This window comes from Segatella paludivivens DSM 17968 = JCM 13650 (assembly GCF_000373185.1).
GTDB classification, from domain to species: Bacteria; Bacteroidota; Bacteroidia; order Bacteroidales; family Bacteroidaceae; genus Prevotella; species Prevotella paludivivens.
In genome coordinates, this window is the sequence record NZ_KB890635.1 from 45860 (window position 1) to 66735 (window position 20876).

Annotated in this window: 10 protein-coding genes; 9 read left to right on the forward strand and 1 reads right to left on the reverse strand. The window is 36.2% G+C overall.

The window, feature by feature from the left end; genetic code table 11:
• The first annotated feature begins 1 nt into the window (after position 1).
• The 9 genes from B045_RS0104625 to B045_RS0104670 all read left to right on the forward strand — a co-directional run bounded on the left by B045_RS0104625 (position 2) and on the right by B045_RS0104670 (position 19946).
• Complete coding sequence (locus B045_RS0104625; protein WP_018463103.1) at positions 2-1402, forward strand: efflux transporter outer membrane subunit; 1401 nt, start codon at positions 2-4, stop codon at positions 1400-1402.
• Between the two features lie 100 nt (positions 1403-1502).
• Positions 1503-2285 carry an acyl-ACP--UDP-N-acetylglucosamine O-acyltransferase gene (lpxA, locus tag B045_RS0104630; RefSeq protein WP_025883964.1) on the forward strand — a complete coding sequence of 261 codons (783 nt, stop codon included), beginning with the start codon at positions 1503-1505 and terminating at the stop codon, positions 2283-2285.
• A gap of 453 nt (positions 2286-2738) precedes the next feature.
• Positions 2739-6773 (forward strand): hybrid sensor histidine kinase/response regulator transcription factor, encoded by a 4035-nt coding sequence (locus B045_RS0104635; protein ID WP_052328424.1) that lies wholly within the window; start codon positions 2739-2741, stop codon positions 6771-6773.
• A gap of 800 nt (positions 6774-7573) precedes the next feature.
• Entirely contained in the window at positions 7574-8923 is a 1350-nt protein-coding gene (locus B045_RS0104640) for an NHL repeat-containing protein (protein ID WP_018463106.1), read from the forward strand.
• Positions 8924-8964: 41 nt separating this feature from the next.
• A complete protein-coding gene (locus B045_RS0104645; RefSeq protein ID WP_025883960.1) occupies positions 8965-12036 on the forward strand; it encodes a SusC/RagA family TonB-linked outer membrane protein in 3072 nt (1023 codons plus the stop codon).
• Between the two features lie 15 nt (positions 12037-12051).
• Positions 12052-14034, forward strand: a complete 1983-nt coding sequence (locus B045_RS0104650; protein ID WP_018463108.1) for a RagB/SusD family nutrient uptake outer membrane protein — start codon at positions 12052-12054, stop codon at positions 14032-14034.
• A gap of 30 nt (positions 14035-14064) precedes the next feature.
• Positions 14065-14997, forward strand: coding sequence for a BT_3044 domain-containing protein (locus tag B045_RS0104655; protein WP_018463109.1), 933 nt, complete (start codon positions 14065-14067; stop codon positions 14995-14997).
• Positions 14998-15097: 100 nt separating this feature from the next.
• The gene (locus B045_RS0104660; protein ID WP_025883957.1) at positions 15098-17644 is read left to right on the forward strand and encodes a hypothetical protein; all 2547 of its coding nucleotides are present in this window, start codon (positions 15098-15100) and stop codon (positions 17642-17644) included.
• 187 nt (positions 17645-17831) lie between these two features.
• Positions 17832-19946, forward strand: a complete 2115-nt coding sequence (locus B045_RS0104670; RefSeq protein ID WP_081618590.1) for a glycoside hydrolase family 43 protein — start codon at positions 17832-17834, stop codon at positions 19944-19946.
• A 110-nt stretch (positions 19947-20056) separates the two neighbouring features.
• On the opposite strand, the gene B045_RS0104675 is transcribed toward B045_RS0104670, so the two are convergent.
• On the reverse strand, positions 20057-20641 hold the full coding sequence (locus B045_RS0104675) for a hypothetical protein (RefSeq protein ID WP_238312153.1): 585 nt from the start codon (positions 20639-20641) through the stop codon (positions 20057-20059).
• Positions 20642-20876: the final 235 nt, after the last annotated feature.

A 20876-nucleotide genomic window follows, 5' to 3' on the forward strand; every position in this document is an offset into this window, starting at 1 on the left:
TATGATAAAAATTAAATATAACAGTATTGTACTACTTGGTCTTGCAGCACTCACCTTGAGTGGCTGCAAGAGCTTGTATGGAAAGTATGAGCGTCCAAATATAAACACAAGTGCCATCATGCGAGATGCAGTGTCTGACAGTGATTCTCTTGCTGCTCGTGATACAACAAGTTTCGCAAATATTCCTTGGCGCAGTGTGTTTACGGATACGCATCTGCAATCATTGATAGAGACAGGTTTGGCTCACAATACCAACCTCCTTAATGCTGCTTTGAACGTTCAGATGGCAGAGGCACAGTTAAAGTCTGCAAAACTAGCATTCCTACCTTCTTTTACTTTCTCTCCACAGGGAACTATTTCTTCATGGGATGGTGGAAAGGCTACTAAAGTTTACAGTTTGCCAATAAATGCAAGTTGGAGTGCTGACCTTTTTGGAAACCTATTGTCTTCTAAGCGTTCTGCTCAGGTAGCTCTACTTCAGAGCAAGGATTATCAGGTGTCAGTGCAGACTAATCTCATTGCCAATATAGCCAACATGTATTATTCACTTCTTATGCTTGACAAACAACTCGAAATTGTCAACGACATGGAAGGACTTACTAAGAATACATGGGATATAATGAAGTTGCAGAAGAATTCTGTGATTGGTGTTCGTTCTACAGCAGTACAGAGGGCAGAGTCTAATTACTATTCTGTTCTTACTCAAAAAACTGACATAAAGCGACAGATTCGTGAAACCGAGAATTCTTTGTCTTTGCTTTTAGGACAGCAGGTTCAGAGTATAAGCCGAGGAAAAATTGACGAACAGAGTCTTCCTGCAAACTTCTCTACTGGAATTGGCGTGCAGTTACTCAATAATCGTGCAGATGTTCATTCAGCAGAGATGAAACTTGCTCAGTGTTTCTATAATATCGAGACAGCAAGAAGCCGTTTTTATCCAGCATTAAATATTAATGCCAGCGGAGCATTCACTAATAATAGTGGTTTAGGAATAGTAAATCCAGGTAATTTGTTGCTCACAGCTGTGGGATCTCTTACTCAGCCTATATTCCAAAATGGTAAGCTCGTCGCTGGTTTAAAGGTAGCTAAAGCTCAATATCAGCAGGCATATAATACATGGCAGAATTCTATCCTTACTGCAGGAAGTGAAGTTAGTAATGCACTCGTACTTTATAACTCTTCAGCCGAAAAATCAACAATTGAGGCTAAGCAGATTGAAGTCTTAAAACAGAATGTTGAAGATACGAAGGATCTTATGGCAAGTGCTGGAAGTACGTATCTAGAAGTTATAACGGCACAGAGTAGTCTGCTCAATGTAGAATTGTCAAAAGTTGCCGATGATTTTTATAAGATGCAGGCTGTTGTGAATCTGTATTATGCTCTTGGCGGAGGTGCCAAATAGCAGCATACAGATAAACGTTGGATAAAAGAATAATAACACAACCAGATATACCCCGTAGTAAATCTGGACATCTTCTTTCGGGAAGATTAGGGGTTGTAATATTATGAGTGAAATAAGTCCACGTGCAGAAGTGTCTCCGAAAGCAAAGATTGGAGAAAACTGCAAGATATATCCATTTGCGTATATAGAGGATGACGTGGTGATAGGTGATGACTGTATTGTCTTTCCTTTCACTAGTATTCTTAACGGTACAAGAATGGGTAAGGGTAATAAAGTATTTCAAGGTGCAGTATTGGGCGCTCTTCCACAGGATTTCAATTTCCATGGAGAGAATAGTCAACTCATTATTGGTGATAACAATATTATACGTGAGAATGTAGTCGTAAATCGTGCTACACATGAGGGTTCAAGTACCGTTATCGGTAATGATAACTTCCTTATGGAGGGTGCGCATATATCTCATGATACAAAGGTTGGAGACAATTGTGTTTTTGGCTATGGTACAAAGGTTGCTGGTGATTGCATTATTGGAAATGGAGTGATATTCAGTTCTAGTGTAATAGAGAATTCAAAGACACGTGTCGGTGATTACTCAATGATTCAGGCTGGTACTACATTTGCAAAGGATGTTCCTCCTTATATCATTGCAGGCGGAAAACCTGTGACTTATGGTGGACCGAATACCACTATGATGAATGTGTATAATATCGATAAGAAAGTACAAAAACATATTGCCAATGCCTATCGTCTTGTCTTTCATGGACAGACTAGTATCTTTGATGCTGTAATTCAGATAACCGAACAGGTTCCTGATAGTGCCGAGATACGCAACATTGTTGAGTTTATTAAGGCTACGAAATTGGGAATAATAAGTAAAATGTAATTCATACCTATACATTTTTCCCTATAATTAGGTTGAAGGGTTTGCCGTGAGGTAAGCCCTTCTTTTTTTGTTTTTATTTAATGTTATATATTTGCCTTTTTTACCGATAAATATATTTTTATTCACATAGATTTTACCTATCATTTGTTATTTATGTTTCATTAGGAAAAGTTTATGTAACAAATTAATTATTATTATTGTCAATTTTTTCGTTACTTTGCGGCTTCTAATGGCTAAAATAACTAATATCTGTGATTAACTTGCAACATTTAAAAATGTTTATGGCGGTTTTATCATTTTCCATTATGACAGCGGAATCGCATAACGTTATCTTTAAGTTTCGCACAAAGCAAAAATCTTATTCATAGGCGTTCTCATAAATATTTGTTAGATGTATAGATATTTAAGATAGAGGTGGAATATAAAAGTGAGCCAAAAAATGATAATCTAAAAATGAAGAAACTGCTAAATTTGCTATTTTTACTATTCCCGATTATGTCAATAGCACAATCTGGAAAAGTATTTACTGTAGAAAAAGACTTGTCAAATAGTAACATAAGCTTGGTTTATCAAGATAAATCAGGCTTTATTTGGATAGGTACTGATGATGGACTAAACTGTTATGATGGTGCAAAGTTTAGAAAACTAAAACATGTGCTAGGTGTGACAAATTCATTAGTTGATAATCGTATATTATCTTTAGTTGAGCTACAGAAGGGAAAGATTGCTATTGGAACAGCTCGTGGCTTACAGATATATGACAAATCTACGGAAAGTTTTATAAATGTGACTTTTGGATTTAAGAATGAAAAAAGTATGGGAGCTTACGTGACATCTATTTTGGTAAGGAAGAATGGAGAAATATTAGTAGCGACTTCTGGGCATGGGATGTATACACTTATTACTAATGGCGATACATACTCTTTACGTAAGTCAAAATATAATATAAGAGCCATATTTATTAATAAGATCTTTGAAGACAGAAATCATGATTTATGGCTTGCCACTTCAGATAGAGGAATTATAAATATTTCGCGCGATAAAATTAATTATGATTACCAAGTGTTGGGCTATGATAGATATATTGGTATAAATAATATATATCAAGATTTACGCGGCAATATTTATGTTGTAAGTACTGACTTTGGTTTAGCAAAGTTAAATAAAAAAGCGCGATGTTTTGTCGTTCCTGAAAAATGGACTAATAGAATACCTGTGTTCTGCATGTTGCAGGTTGATGATAGGCATTTATATATTGGAACTATAGGAAAGGGAGTGCTAGTTTATGATATTTTTACTGGAGATATAGCTGACAGTAAGATAAAGTTTAATACTTTTGATTTCGGAACTTCAGAGGTGCATTCTATGCTTAAAGATGTTTATGGTAATCTGTGGATAGGTGCAAGTGGCACAGGAGTTGTATTGTTACCTAAGGAATGTCGACAGTTCAAATACATAGGATCACACTCAATAAACAATGACAAAATCGGTTTCAATCGCATCATATCTATATTTAAAGATAATGCTTCCAATCTTTGGTTAGGTACTGCCAACGATGGATTATATAAGGTTTCTGATAAAGGAGTTTCTACTCATTATAAAGGTGGACATTCTGTAGGTATGTTGCCTCCTTTTGTCAGTGGAATATTACAGGATTCTAACCATTCTTATTGGGTGGCGTCGCTTGTTGACGGACTTTTTCGTTTCGATCCTTCTAGTGGAAAATGCATCAATATACCTATATATTATCAAGGTAAAAAGATGAAGGGGGTAACGTCTATAGTTGAAGATGATCATAAAAATTTATGGATTGGTGTCATGGGAGGTGGAGTATTTCGTTGGGATATGCGTAAAAACAAACTGTTTGCGGCAAGATGTTTTAACGGAAAGAAAGATAATAATGTAAACGACAATGCGCTTCATTCACGTTGGATATCGACACTAAAATATTATAATGGGAAATTATATATTGGTACATGTGACGGATTGGGATGCCTTGATTTGAAAACTGATAATTTCGTAAATACATTCAAAAAGAATCGTATACTAGCAGGTGTTATAATATACGTGATTTATAAAGATAAGCTAGGTCGTATGTGGTTAGGAACAACCAATGGCCTTATTCGTCTTAACAACAAAAATGGTAAATGCAGAATGTACACAATGCGCAACGGCTTGCCTAGTGATGCTATTTCTGACATTCAGGATGACGGTAAGAATGGACTTTGGATAAGTACTGACTATGGATTGTCTCATTATAATGCTGCAATAAATAAGTTTGTGAACTTTTATTCCAATGACGGTCTGCAAAGCACCGAGTTTGTAAGGAACTCTTCGTTTGCTGATAACAAGGGCAACGTCTATTTTGGTGGATCTGATGGTGTAACGTATTTCAACGTAAACACATTGAAACTGCATACAAAGAAGCCTGAAATAAAACTCGTTGGCTTTTATATTAATGACAAGTCGGTTTGCGTAGGTATGAAGTCTGGTATTTATTCTATCACTGACAAGGCTGTATATGAAACAGATAGATTTGATTTGGCACATACTGATAATAACATAACTATGGAATTGTCGGCTATGGACTTCTATAACGCCGAAAGAATTTCTTATGCTTATTCTATTAATGGTGGTCATTGGAATATACAGAGAGCTGGTGTAAACCGTGTTACTTTCAACAATCTGAGTCCAGGTAAGTATCATGTCTGCATCAAGTCTATAGACGGAGACGCTTCATCGGATATAAAGAATATCACAATAGTGATTCATTATCCGTGGTATGCGTCATGGTGGGCTATTCTAATATATATTCTAATGTTTTTTATTGCTTTTAAGAAATGGCGTGCTTTCAAAAAAGACAGTCATAAGAAGCAGCATGAATTGGTAGAAAGACAACAGGCAGAAAATATTAATGAAGCTAAATTGCAATTCTTTATAAATATTGCTCATGAGATTAGAACTCCAATGTCTTTGGTTATAAGTCCACTCCAACAGCTTATGTCTCAAGATAAAGATACTGATCGACAGAGAAATTATAGCATTATTAATAGAAATGCCCAGCGTATATTGCGACTCATCAATCAGCTGATGGATATTCGAAAAATTGATAAGGGACAAATGACGTTAATGTTCAGCGAGAATGATATAATAAAGGTTATAGATAATGTCTGTGGCGACTTTGAACAGCAGATGAAACTCAAGAATATATCATTAGAATTTCATCATGAAATGAAATCGCTAAAGCTATGGATAGATCCTAGTAATTTTGATAAGATCATTGTAAATATTCTTTCAAACGCCTTGAAGTTCACTCCACAAAACGGTAATATCTCAATAACTGTTGAGACCAAAGATGTGGCAGCGATATCAATTTCCGACAGTGGTTCTAAAATTGATGAAAAAGAAATAGAACGAATTTTCGGACGGTTTTATCAGATACGTAAAAGCCAGGATAATTCAAATGTAGGAACTGGTATCGGGCTGCATCTTACTCGTTCTCTTGTCGAGCTACATCATGGTGACATACATGCCGAAAACAACATAAATGGTCCCGGATGTAAGTTTATCATTCATTTGCCATTAGGCCATAAGCATCTTCGTAACGATGAAATCGAAGATAATGCGATGCCACAACAAGAGAATATAGAATCTAAGGTACCTGAAGTTGTTGTTGATGATTCTAAGAGTCGGAGAAAAACTAAACATTATATTCTTGTAGTTGAAGATGAAGAAGAAATAAGAAAGTATATCTGTGATCAGTTACGACCAGAATTCAATACTAGAGAGAGTGAAGATGGTAAAGATGCTTATCAAAAAATTCTTGATAAAAAGCCTGATCTTATTATTAGTGATGTTATGATGCCTGAAATGAACGGATTTGAATTGTGTAGAAAAATCAGACAAAATCCTAATGTCAATTCTGTGCCTATTATCCTTCTTACAGCTAAAACCACTGTAGATGATAATATTGAGGGTCTAGAACTTGGTGCTGATGCTTATATAACAAAACCGTTTAACATGAACTTATTAAGAAAAACGGTTGAGAATCTTATAAGCAGTAGGGAAGTGTTGAAAAATGCCTATACTGGAAAGCAGGAACAACTAGATAAGATAACAAAGTTGGAGGCTAAATCTCCTGATGATAAGTTGATGGATCGTATAATGAAGGTTATTGATAGTAATATAAGTAATCCTGATCTGAATGTAGAAATGATTACCCAAGAAGTTGGTATAAGCAGAGTTCACCTTTATCGCAAGATGAAAGAATTAACCAATCAGTCTATGCGTGATTTCATACGAAATGTGAGATTGAAGCAGGCTGCAACTTTATTAAGTGAAAAAAAGTATTCAGTTTCAGAGGTTGTTGAGATGACTGGTTTTACAAGAGTCTCCAATTTCTCAACTTTATTTAAGAATATGTATGGTATTTCTCCCATGGCATATCGGGATGCAAAGCATACGGGGACAAATAAAAGTAAAAAATGAAATCAGTTAGGTTACTATTATCACATGCGTTGACGGAATTAGGTGACTTGGTATAAACTTTTCCATATAGAAACGGAAATTTTATATCGTAGAAACGAAAACTTTATATCGTAGCAATGGAAACTTTATGTCGTAGAAACGCAAACGTTTGATCGTAGAAATGGAATTTCATCGTCTTTAAACGCTTTTTTGCTACAGCAAAAATGTGATTTTAAGTGTGATTTTGTTTAAATAATGATGTGATTTGTAGTGCTTAGTTTCTTTTGCGTTTATTGCTGATTAATGTAATCTCCCCCCTATAGTTTTTAAAAATAAATAGTGTCAATGTGTCTAATGGCTGTGTGTCAGTTTGTTAGAACGTTTTTTCGCGTTAATGAAGTGTAAGCTAAAAGACGTCATTTTATGCTTTTTATCGATGAAACGTAAAAACGGATATGATTCAGAGGCGATTTTTATTATGCAAAAACATGTATTTTTCATAGAAAAGTGATGATTATGAAAGAAAAGCTGATTTTGTAATTCAAAAAATTGATGACACTTAATACGACACATCATTTCAGAAAAAATCACATCTAAATTACTGATAATCAATTTATCGCCAGTTCGACGCTGGTATTTTGAAAAACACTATGTGCGCGCGTATGTACGCGTACATTATATAAGATATTTTTGTATTTCAATATTTTTTTTAATATGTAACGTATTTAGAAGTCTATGTAACATGCGTTCTTGTTTTTCATTAATACAAATTATATATTTGCTGAGTCTTTTTAATAATTTAATCTAAATAATCCGTAAAAATGAAAAATGAAAAATCTTTGATTTTATTTCTATGTCTAGCAGTATGTTCCTGCACAGATAAGGAATTCATTGAGACAAATCCCACAGTACCGAATAGATACGATTCTGGGATGGGAATGTCTGTAGATTGTCTAAAACCTACATTTGGTATTATTGATGAACCATTTGTGATTGAAGGTAATTTTAAAGGTTCGGTTGATAGTATGAAAGTTTATTTTAACTATTACACGAATAAAAGTGATCCCTCTACATTAATAAGTAAAAGGGCGGTGCTTGTTGCAACAGATGGAAAAACTATACTAGGTGTAGTTCCAAAACAAATGGCTGGTAGAAATCAAGTATCGGTTGTTGTTGGAAAAGATAGTATTGCTCCAAAGGGAATGCTGTTTAAGTATAATCAAAGAAAGTCTGTAAAGACACTTTGTGGTGATTTTGGAAGTTCATCTTATGCTGATGGTGATTTCACGGCAGCCAGATTCAAAGAAGTAACAAATATTGCATGTGTAAAGGGTACTAAAGGTGATAATATTATTGCTGTAGAATCTTGGTGGAACAATCGCGTAAGTCTTATTTCAAACGATGATAATAAGGTTATCACTTTGGGGCAGACTGGAAGTTATGGAACTCCTATTGTAGATAACACTCGTGAGAAGTTCTATCTCTTATCGCATTGGTCGGAGGATCGTACAATAAAGTCATATTCTCGTTCTGACAGTTGGGCAGAAAAATCAACAGGTATTGTTATTCAGAAAAGTGATATGCCAGGACAGATATGGTCAGGAGCTTTTACAGAGAAAGACAATAGATATTTGTATCTTATGGATACGCAAGCTCATTTCTGTCAGGTGGATTTGGATAATATGACGTACAAGATGATATCATTGACAGGTGACCTTCCAAATCAGGATGAGGATAGAAGTCAAATGATTTATAGTAAATATCATAAATGTTTTTTTGCATCTTTTTATAAGATGAGTGGTATTTACAAGGTTTATCAGGCCTCAGATGGTAGTTGGCGTATTGAAAAATATGCAGGCTTCAATGGAAGTGGTTCGGCTACCGGACATCGTTTGCAAGATGCACAATTTATAGAGCCTTATGGAATGGCTTGTACATCTGATGGTGAGTTATATGTCATTAATCGTGGAGGTAGTTTTATCAATAAGGTTGTTGGTGACCAAGTAGAAATTGTTGCTGGTAAACCGGGTAATAGCGGTCAGGTTAATTCTGATACTGAACCTACTGATGCACGTTTCAATTCTGCTCAAGATATTGCTGTTGACAGTGAGGATAATTTCTATATTGCAGGTGGATGGGATCGAACAGTAAGAAAGATGTCTATTGAGTGAAAAAGAATAATATCATCTAAAACATATAAAATATTAAGTTTATGAAAAAACTATTGTTTTTAATAGTGTTGTTATTGTCGTGTGTCTGTACCATGTCTGCACAATCTGTTGTGTCCATGGCAGGACAGGTGATGACAAAGGATGGAGAACCGGTTATTGGTGCTACAGTTCAAGTAAAAGGACAGCCTGGCGTAGGTGTTGTTACTGATGCCGACGGTCATTTCAGATTAAATAATTTGAAGGTAGGTGAAACGGTTACTTTCTCATATATTGGCTTTACCACAATACATATGCCTGTAAAAAAGACTGATGAAAGAATGCGTGTGATATTGAGTGAAGATGTTAAAAGTACAGATGAAGTTGTGGTTGTCGGTCAGGGAACACAGCGCAAGATATCTGTCGTTGGAGCTATAACCACTGTTGAGACAAAGGATCTTCATTCACCAGCCACTTCCGTTGCCAATATGCTTGGTGGGCGTGTTCCTGGTATTATCTCTGTCTTGAGAACTGGTGAACCTGGAAATGACTTTTCACAGTTTTGGATTAGAGGTATCAGTACATTCGGTGCTAACGCAGGTGCCTTAGTTCTTATAGATGGTGTGGAAGGTAATATAAATGATTTGGATCCTGAAGATATTGAAAGCTTCTCTATATTGAAGGATGCTTCAGCTACAGCCGTTTATGGTACACGTGGTGCAAATGGTGTAGTTATCGTCACAACAAAGAAAGGTACTGCTGGAAAGTTAAATATAAACGCGAAGGCAAATGTTGGTTATTCTTATTCTCCAAGAATGCCGGAATATCTCAGAGCTTATGATTATGCTACATTAGCCAACGAGGCTGCTGTATCAAGAGATATGGACCCTATATTTAACAGTGTAGATTTAGCGCTGTTTAAGAATGGACTTGATCCAGACTTGCATCCAGATGTAGATTGGCACAACACAATTTTGAGAGACCATTCTTGGAATCAGCAGGCGCATCTAAGTGCATCTGGTGGTGGACAGATTGCTCGATATTATATGAGTTTGGGCTTTCTGAACAAGGAAGCGTTGATGAAGCAGGCAAAGGGTGTTAATCCATATAGCACAAACGTGAATTATCGTCAATATAATTTCAGGGCTAATATTGATGTTAACATGACGAAGTCTACTATTCTTAATTTAGGATTAGAGACAACAATCGTAACTCAGAATTATCCTGGCTATGGAAACAGTACGGATGCTTTGTGGCAGGCAGCTTCAAATCTTACCCCAATAACTGTTCCTTTGCGTTATTCTTCAGGTGAATATCCTGCTTATGGTTCTGATAACAATCAGATTAGCCCTTACGTGCTTCTTAATCTTACTGGTTATCGCAATACTTACCGAAACAATACTAAGATAAGAGTTTCAATAGACCAAGATTTGAGCAAGATCACAAAAGGTTTGAAGGCTTCTGTACTGTTTAACTTTGATGCAAATTCCTATATCAACGAGAGTAGAACAAAATGGCCTACATTGTATTATGCTTCTCAGCGTAAGCGTGATGGTACTCTTGACTTGATAAAAAAGAGAGACTATCAGTCACAGGCATATGATAATAGCGTTGGTGCAGACAAAAAATATTATTTCGAGGCACATCTTAATTATGACCGAGTATTTGGTCAGGACCATCGTACTTCAGGTTTGATTCATTTTTATTGTGAAGATTATACGAATTCAGAAAATAAGTCTCTCCTCACAGCAATCCCAAAAAGATATGTAGCGTTGTCATCACGTCTCACATATTCATATAAGGATACCTATTTCTCTGAGTTTAACTTAGGATATACTGGTTCTGAAGCTTTTGAGAAAGGACATCGTTTTGGTTTGTTCCCAGCTATTTCTGGTGGTTGGATTCCTACTCAGTATGAATTCGTAAGAAAGGCTTTGCCATTTTTAACCTATTTGAAATTTAGAGGTTCTTATGGTATCGTTGGTAACGACCGTGTAAGTGGTAGTACTCGTTTCCCATATCTTTATTTGATGGGCACTGGAGGTTCTGGTCCTTGGAATTCAGGAACAGGTTTGACTGAAACACAGATTGGTTCAAACAACCTGAGATGGGAGAAAGCTACAAAGGTGAATCTAGGTATAGATTTAAAAATGTTCCGCGATAAATTTGATATGACTGTAGATTTCTACCGTGATGTTCGTTCGGGCATTTATCAACAACGTGCAAGTACGCCAGCAGAAATGGGATTGCCATCTCTTCCTTGGGCTAATGTAGGTGAGATGAAGAGTTGGGGTATAGATGGTCACGTGTCGTATAAGCAAGATTTTGGACGTGACAAATATCTTGTATTGCGTGCAAACTTTACACAGTCTAAAAACAAGGTAACCAATTGGGAAGAGACAGTAAAGAAGTATCCATATCAGAGATGGACAGGAGTTCCTTATGGTATTCCTCGTGGACTTATTGCATTGGGCTTGTTCAAGGATGACCAGGAAATCAGCGAGAGTCCAAGACAACAATTTGAAAGTGTTGTTCGCCCAGGTGATATAAAGTATAAGGATGTCAATGGCGACGGTGTTATTAACAGTGATGATATTGTTCCTCTTAAATATAGTTCTGTTCCTCAGATACAATATGGTTTTGCACAGGAATTCAATTATAAGCATTGGAATGTCAGTGTCTTGTTTGAAGGTGTTGCAAGAGTGAACTATATGGTTGGTGGTACTGGTTACATTCCATTTATAAATAAAGAGACTGGTAATATACTTACAATTGTTGGGGATCAAAGAAACAGATGGACATCACGTGATATCTCTGGCGATCCTTCTACAGAGAATCCAAATGCTAAATTCCCTAGACTCTCTTATGGTGCAAACAATAACAATGACCAATCTTCAACATTCTGGCTTAGAGACGGTAGTTATCTGAGACTTAAAAATGTTCAGATTTCATATTTGCTTAAGCAACCTTGGATGCAGGCAATTGGTATGAACAGCGCAACAATTAGTTTGATTGGTGATAATCTTTGGATTTGGGATAAGGGCGATAAGATCTTTGATCCAGCACAAGCTAGTGGAAATGGTGCAACCTATCCACTTCAAAGAGTATTCTCATTGCAAGTAAATGTTTCATTCTAATAATAATCAAAAGCTATGAAATTTAAAAATAAAGTAATAAAGATATCTTGTGGTTTTATGGCTATCACCGGCATAGCTATAAACAGCTCTTGTGAGTCTTTTCTAGATATTGATAAATATATATACGACCAAGTAACTATTGATTCAGTATTCATCTCAAAGGACAGGCTCACGCAGTATATAAATGGTTCATCTTCTTTCTTGCCAGATGAATCTATGATTTGGTCTACCGATGCTTATTCTCCAAGTGGACTAGCCGCAGATGAAGCTATTGTTCCATGGGCTGACGGTAACCATAGAGGAGAGTATCTACTTATTGATGAAGTGGCACCACGTGATACAAAGTTCAATCCTTGGGAAAATTACTATAAAGGCATCAGAAAAGCCAATATTCTTTTAAAGAGAATAAATGAATGTAAAGAACTCACCGATTACGAGTTGCGTGATTATATGGGGCGTGCATATTTCTTGAGAGCTTATTTCTATTATCAGCTTATGAGACTTTATGGTCCTGTTCCTATTGAACCTGATGAGGCTTATGATTCTGATACACCTGCTAATGAGGCTTCAGTGGAGCGCTCTTCTTATGATGATTGTGTAAATTACGTTGTTGGCAACTTTACAAAGGCTGCCGAAAATCTACCTTTTGAACGCGAGGTATCTTTTCAATATTTGCCTACACGTGGTGCCGCGCTTGCACTGAAAGCTCGTGTGTTGTTGACTTGGGCAAGTCCTTTGTTTAATGGTAATACATATTATGCTGATTGGAAACGTTCTGATGGAACTCCATTTATTGCTCAGCAGGAGGATAATACTAGATGGGGACGTGCTGCTGCCGTATATAAGCAGATTATTGATCTGAATAAATACGCACTTAACACAGTTGAACGTACAGAAGGCAATTCTCACACTTCAGGAACTCTTGAATTACCTTCAACAGTGTCACATTCTGATTTCCCTAATGGAGCAGGTAATATTGATCCATACAAGAGTTATAAGTCTTTGTTTGATGGAACTGTCCAACCTGAGCATAATAAGGAATTGATATATTTCTATACACGTAATAATGGTAATGACGATTGGATTGTCTATCCAAATACACTTGGCGGTATTAATGGATATAGTGTCACTCAGGATATGATAAACTCTTATAGAATGGCTGATGGCAGACAGTTCAGTGAAGCTACCGATGAAGAGAAGTCTTGGGAGGCTGTTGGTCAGGGTAAATCATTCTCTGGAGAATATATCTTGGCACCAGAAAGAGCTCATTGCGATGACAATCGTGAACCTCGCTTTTATGCATCAATTGGTTTTAACTATTGTGTTTGGCCTTGTTCTTCATATAGAGGAACGGAAAACTTCAAGAATTTTGTTTGTACCTATTATAAAGACGGTAATGCACAACCTACAGGTACTGTAAAGGTAGACTACAACCGTACAGGTTATACATCTCGTAAATGGGTAAATCAAGAGGATATTCGTAGCTGGCAGGGCGATGTGAAAGCTAAAACATATCCAATAGTTCGCTATGCCGAAGTCTTATTGGGATATGTTGAGGCTATGAATGAACTGAAGTCTCCATATAAGGATCCTGACACAGGAAATACAATCTCTAGAGATGTATCTCAAATGGTGTATTATTTCAATCAGGTAAGATATCGTGCAGGCCTACCAGGAATTACCGATACACAGGCAGCTGATTATGAAACAATGAAGGCTTTACTCAAACAGGAATACAAAGTTGAATTTGCTTTTGAGGATCATCGTTATTATGATTTGCGAAGATGGAAAGATGCTTATACAGAGTATAATAAACCAGTCACAGGTTTTGATGTCTCAGCAAAAATGGCAGAACGCAGACAATTCTATACAGTAAAGGTTTGGAATACAGAGAAGACGATGAAACGAATTTTCAAAAACAAAATGAATTTCTATCCAATAGACCAAGGTATATTGGAGCGCAACAAGAGATTAGTTCAGAATCCTGGATGGGAATAAATTTGTGTACATTTTAATTTAGAAATAACAATGAAAAAAATATTATTCGTATTATTTGTGGTCGTAGTGACATTATCAAGTTGTGATTACGATTGGCCATTGGACAACAATCAATATCCTCAAAAAGTATATATTGTCGGTGCTCACGAGAAGATATTGTATAAGTCTCTTGATCTTTCTTATGACAAAGACACTGTTATCATGTCTTTGGGAGTGAGTGGCTCGCTTCCATTATCACAGGATGTGATGGCTACTATATGTCAGGATTCTGCTGCGGTAATGAAGTATAACGATAGGGAGTTGTCGGCTGAAGGTAGACATTTTAATTTCCTTTCTAATAATATCTATTCTATACCTAGCAAGAATATTACTGTAAAGGCCGGAAATGCAACAGGAAGATTTGATATTTACGTAAATCCTAAGAGCTTGGAATGTGATTCTATGTATATGATGGGATTACGTATAAAGTCTACTTCTGCCTATGATATTGCCGAGGCTGATACCACCGTGTTGGTAAGATTTAGTCTTGCAAACAAATATTCAGGACAGTATTATATGGATGGCAGAATTAAGAATTTAAGCAATCCAAATGATTCTCTTAATTATGTAATGCCTCGTTATCTTTCAGCTATTGATGATGGAAAGACTATAAGAATGTTCCATTATCGTAATGAATGGAATGATGGAACGCCAAAGAATCAGGATTATCGTTCTTCTTATACCTTTAAAATAAAGGTTAACGATGATAATACTTTGTCGTTTTCAACATTTGATAAGTTTAATATCATAGCTGGTGGCGGTGTTTATCATCCTGACATGAAAATTTATGAATTGTGGTATGAATATGTAGATCCTTCTACTGGTGATCATTGGAAAACAGAAGGATACTTATATGAGGAACGCAAGACTTCTGATGAATTACGAATCGTAAAAGATTGGATAGAAGAACAGAGAAGTAAATGAGAATTATCAGATTCTATTTAAGGATATCTATATGAGCAAAAAGTTTATCTTTGTAATTATAGTTTGGATTCTATCGCATCTCCCCATAGGCGCAATGCCTATGGAGAGAAATCTTTTTGCACGATTATTTGATAATGCATGCTTTTATTCAGAGAAATTTCCTAGTGAAAAGGTCTTTCTTCATTTTGATAATACCAGTTACTATCAGGGAGACTCTATCTGGATAAAGGCCTATGTTGTAAATGCGTGTAATGATAGTCTGAGCAGCATTAGCAAACCTCTTTATATTGAGTTAGCTGATCAGTTAGGAAATGTTGTTGACAGAAGAATCGTTAAACTATCAAATGGAGAGGGGCAGTGCTGCATTCCACTGGACAATGCTTTCTTTACAGGTTATTTTGAGGTTAGGGCTTTTACGAAGTGGATGCTGGGATTTAATCCTATTTCTTATTTCTCACAAGTGATACCTATATATAATAAAAGAAAAACTCTTCAAGAGCAAAGAACTATTGCAAATTATGGACTTGATAATAGTATGAACAAACGTCCTGTTGTGAAAGAACAGAGCCTGTCAATGCGTTTTTTCCCAGAAGGTGGACAATTGATTAAAGGGCTTCCCTCAATGGTTGCTTTTGAAACAGAAAGTAAGGATAGTGGGCTTGTTGATATCAAAGGAATTTTGTATGATGAAAATGGCAAAGTATTGATGCCTATAACATCGTTGCATAATGGAATGGGTAGCTTTATGTATTGTCCTGGTAACAAACCTTCATATGTTCAGGTTGAATATAAGGGTAAGGAATATAAGTTCTTTCAACCATTGGCTGCCGATTCTGGTTATGTTATGCATGTAGACAACCGTGATAGTGTGTTGGAATTGTCGGTATGTCGAAAAGATGTTGAAAACAAAGAGCCTGTTGCATTGTTTGTCTTTTCAAAATCAGCACCTTTGTTGTATCATGAATTAGATTTTAAGAACAATAATAGTGTAAGTTTGGATATTGACACAAAAGGTCTTTCTGCTGGCGTTTGCCATATGTTATTGGTAAACTCTATTGGAAAAGTAATTTGTGATCGTCCGTGTTTTATATATCCTTCAAAGCGGGTTAACGGTATCGTATCTACAAATAAATCAATATATAAGCCTTATGAAAAGATAATATGTAAAATGAAATTCGTCGGCGATGATCATAAACCGATAAGAAATGCTAGATTATCAATGTCTGTTAGAAATGATATTCTGTCAGATTATAGGGAATACGATAATGATGTTACTACAGAATTCGCGCTAACATCTGAATTGAATGGATATATAGAGTCTCCACATTACTATTTGATAGACAAAAATGTGAATAGACGGCGACAATTAGATAATCTTTTACTTGTTAGAGCGATAGGAAAATATGATTATTCTTCAATATTTAGTGGAAACAATCAACCAAAATATATGCCGGAGGATAGATTGGAACTTACAGGGAAGGTGAAGTCTCTTTTCGGGAAACTACAAAAGAACCTCAATACTAGTTTTATGTTGAGAAAAGATTCAAGTTATTATGCAGGAATGATGACTACTGACTCAACAGGCAGTTTTAAAGTCCCCATTGATAATCTTGAAGGTGTGGCTGAAACATTCATTCAAACGAAAAAAGATGGGAAGCAAAATAATCGTTGGGCAAATGTATTGCTATCCAGAAATTTTGCTCCAGCTTTAAGAACTCTTGATTTTCAAGAAACTCATCCTTTATGGGATGATCTGCTTATTAAGAAGAAAAGTATATTGGCTGTTGATTCTGTATATAAAAAGTCATTGGCTGATAGTGCTATAATCCTTGATGATGTCATTGTTTTAGGTAAGAAAAAACTCAATGTTAATAATTATGTGAAGATTTTTAATCGTAATCTTCTTGGCTATTATGATGTTAGACGATTTTTGGATAATGAGAGAGATAATGGACGTGAAATAATGGATTTACCTGATCTGCTTCAGAAGTTAAATAATAATATTCATGTAAATATGTCATATTATTCAGATGCAGATACAAGTGAATACAATAGCAATCGTTCTGATGCAATTACTTATAGAAATGTGCCTATAACTTTCTATGTTAATGGTCAGAAAGTTGGCTTTTTGTTTATTAGAAATGATATTGATAAGATAAAGTCAATGTGCTTTTATAGGGATAATACCGGCAATGACGATAATGTTTATAATATCAGCGGAAATGATATAACTAGGAAACAACAGACTGATTATTGGTCAGGAATACAGTTGAATAACAATCATGATATTAATTCTGTTAATGATGCTGTTATATGCTCAATAAGTACAGATGATGATTGGGATGCAGAACGAAATAATGGAAGAACACGCGGTATCAGACATACTTACGTGCAGGGATATAGCGTACCATGTGATTTCCACTCGCCACAATATGAAACAGAAAAAACAGATGCCTCTGACAAGCGCCGTACTCTCTATTGGAATCCGAATCTGTGTACTGACGATAATGGAGAAATAACGGTTGAATTGTATAATTCATCAACTACTTCCTCTGTTTTAATTGATGCAGCTCTTTATGATAAAAGCGAGTCTTTTCATATATGTTATGATAGTTATTCTCAATATTTGTTTCATGACAATAAGTAAATGTAACAAATGTATTTTTATTATTGTCATTTTTTTTGTTACTTTGCATACATCTTATGATTAATCAATATATGAATGACCTACTTGAAATCTTTAAAGACTTTTGTGCCGATGGCAGTCTTCTTATCTTTCGAAATGACGGTTCCTTTCAATGAGGTCATAGTTTATTATAATACTATCAGTTAATATGAAATTTAAATTATTATTTATCTTTGTCGTATTATCAGTTTTCAATGTGTCTGCTGGTAACAGGCAACCTGTTATAGTGCATAAGTCTTGGAGTGCTGATAATGGTAATGGAACATATACTAATCCTTTGTTTTATGATGAGTTTACCGATCCAGATATAATTCGTGTTGGTAAGGATTATTATTTGGCTGGCACGACAATGCACTGCGTACCCGGAATCGTGATACTACATTCTACAGACTTGGTGAATTGGAAATTCGCCTCATATTGTTTTGACCGTTTCGATCGCAATTTTCCAGAATTTAATCTTGATAAAGGAAAAACAGTGTACGGACAGGGAATATGGGCACCATGCATCCGTTATCATAATGGCAAGTTTTATGTATTTTCTAATATAAACGGCCATGGACTTCATGTGTATATTGCTGATAATATAAATGGACCGTGGACTCATAAACGCATTGATGGTGATATTTATGACTTGTCAGTGTTGTTTGATGATGATGGTAAAATATATGCAATTCATAAATATGGTAATGTTACTTGTACTCAGTTGAAACCTGATTTGAGCGGACCTGTTGAAGGTTCTGAGAGAGTAATCATTCCAGAAGGTAATGCAATGGGAGAGGGACACCATATCTATAAAATAAATGGAATGTACTACATCATTTCTGCAGACTATTCCCCAATGGGCAGAATGCAGTGTGCCAGAAGCAAGAGTATATACGGACCTTATGAAACTTGCGTAATCAGTGCTCGTGAATCGTTTGGATATTCAGCTGCTTGTACAACAGGCAACGTCAGTCTGGGTAGTCCTATTCCAGAGGAAGGCTTTAAGTTTACCCAAAATAAACCTGCTTCAAATGTTCTATCGGCTTCGACTATTCATCAGGGTGGTATTGTACAGGCTGAAGATGGTAAATGGTGGGGCATTTCAATGCAGGATTTCAATGCTGTTGGACGTACTACATGTCTGTCACCAGTTACTTGGGTTGATGGATGGCCATATTTTGGTCTTGAAAAGAATTTGGGACGTAGTCCACGCACATGGTTCAAACCTAATAATTCTACTCCTTCACCACAAGCACCTTATGATAGATGTGATGATTTTGATGGCAAAAACTTGAAACCAGTGTGGCAATGGAATCATAACCCTGTGGAAAACAAGTGGTCGCTGTCTGAAAAGAAAGGCGTACTGAGATTGCATTCTATGTTTGCCAATCAACTGCTATGGGCGAAGAATTCACTTACTCAACGTGCGATAGGACCTGTTAGCACAACATCTGTAAAGCTTGATATATCTGGAATTAAAGACGGTGACAATTGTGGACTTGGCGTAATCAATATGCCAAGCGCTCAGCTTGGTGTTGTTAAGTCTGCTGACAAGACGTATATTCGCTGGTATGATCAAAACACCAATAAAGAAATAAAACAGCCACTTGCAAAGAAGACTATTTGGTTGAGATTATGGGGCAATTATGATGAAAGCAAACTTAGATATTCTTATTCTCTAGACAACAAGACGTGGACAGATATCGGTGATACGATTATCTCGTCATATCAGATGCGTACATTCCAAGGAGTTCGCACAGCTCTTTTTGCTTATAATAAATTGAAAGTGAATGGAGGAGGATATGCAGACTTTGATGACTTTATTGTTGATGAACCAATGGCTGATCGTTCTGGGAACATTCCTTATGGTAAAACAATAAAGATATTCAATCTTGCTGATAATAGTCCTGCTTATGCTATGCCTCATGGCATGTTGCACTCTACATGGCAAGGATCAAATGATAGTAATGGAAGTCATGCACTATTTGTAGTTGTTGACAAAGGCAATGGAAAGGTGAACTTACAATGTGCAGACGGTCGATATTTGTATATTGCCGGAATCGGAATGTCTGGTGATGTAAGATTTACTACTGACAAGAATCAAGCAGAAGATTTTGTTTGGCAGGATATGCTTGGTAATCAATTTATGTTTCTATCAATGAAGACGCAGCACTATCTGTGTAAGCATCCAGATGACGGAAGTCCTTACTCTGCAGATTGTCAGGGAGCTGATGCCGATCGAAGAAATGGTTGCGTATTAAAATATGAAATAGTGAAATAAGATAATGAAGCATTTAATCATAAGTGCATTATTACTTGCAACGCCACTATTGTCTAGAGCTGCATCATCTTATGTCAATACATATATGGTATAAATCGTAGTGCGATAATCTATGATTTGCGAAAAGAATTTCTTATTTTTTCGTAAGCCTCTGTGTAAAGCTCTTCGTTTCTTCCTTTCAGTGGATAATCTTTGGCTGCAAGGATGGGTATCACTTTGACAGGATGATTTTTGGCGTCATAGATATTGCCGCAGATGGATTCGAAAGCCTTTCCATTCACCGGTTGATAGAAAGGGGCAGACATATCCTCGAAACCTTTACGACGAGGTTGAGCCTCTTCAATGAATCTCTCGTCGTCGCCATAGAATCCCAATTTCTGTAACCAATAATTGGTTTGCAGAGACATGGTCAGCACATATTCGATTGTTGGATATTGTTCTAACAGCCATTCGATATGAGACAGTCCCTTAATAGCATGCTCTTCGGTGATAAGAACTCTTTTCCCCTTCGGAGCAGGAGTTAACTGGTCATTACACAAGTTAGTAATGTATATCTCTTGGGGCTTGACACGATTGAGAGTGACGAAATCTATATGACTGAATAAATTGCGTGCTTCCACATTACGACTACGTTCTCCGTCATCTTCCGGAAAACTGCGAAAATAATAGTCGGCAAACATGGCTACTTCGGTCACAGTGTCGGACCATTGTAAATTAGAATCTTCGCCTATCACTAATATCTTCGCTGATTCAGACGGTTTTAAGTCTTTTGATCTCATCATCTTGTTGTTAAATTACAATTCGTTTTTATCTTGATGCAAAGATACGATTATTTTGTCATTTCTCAGCATTTGGGGGGACTTTATAAAGTAGCTTTATTAAAACCTTCTTTTCATTGTCGTAACAATCTTGCATCATAACTTTGCTCTA

Bases quoted from the DNA above. Each gene is read 5' to 3' on its own strand.
- B045_RS0104645 (WP_025883960.1), top strand. From the start codon at position 8,965: ATGAAAAAACTATTGTTTTTAATAGTGTTGTTATTGTCGTGTGTCTGT.
- B045_RS0104655 (WP_018463109.1), top strand. From the start codon at position 14,065: ATGAAAAAAATATTATTCGTATTATTTGTGGTCGTAGTGACATTATCA.
- B045_RS0104625 (WP_018463103.1), top strand. From the start codon at position 2: ATGATAAAAATTAAATATAACAGTATTGTACTACTTGGTCTTGCAGCA.
- B045_RS0104650 (WP_018463108.1), top strand. From the start codon at position 12,052: ATGAAATTTAAAAATAAAGTAATAAAGATATCTTGTGGTTTTATGGCT.
- B045_RS0104635 (WP_052328424.1), top strand. From the start codon at position 2,739: ATGAAGAAACTGCTAAATTTGCTATTTTTACTATTCCCGATTATGTCA.
- B045_RS0104660 (WP_025883957.1), top strand. From the start codon at position 15,098: ATGGAGAGAAATCTTTTTGCACGATTATTTGATAATGCATGCTTTTAT.
- B045_RS0104670 (WP_081618590.1), top strand. From the start codon at position 17,832: ATGAAATTTAAATTATTATTTATCTTTGTCGTATTATCAGTTTTCAAT.
- B045_RS0104640 (WP_018463106.1), top strand. From the start codon at position 7,574: ATGAAAAATGAAAAATCTTTGATTTTATTTCTATGTCTAGCAGTATGT.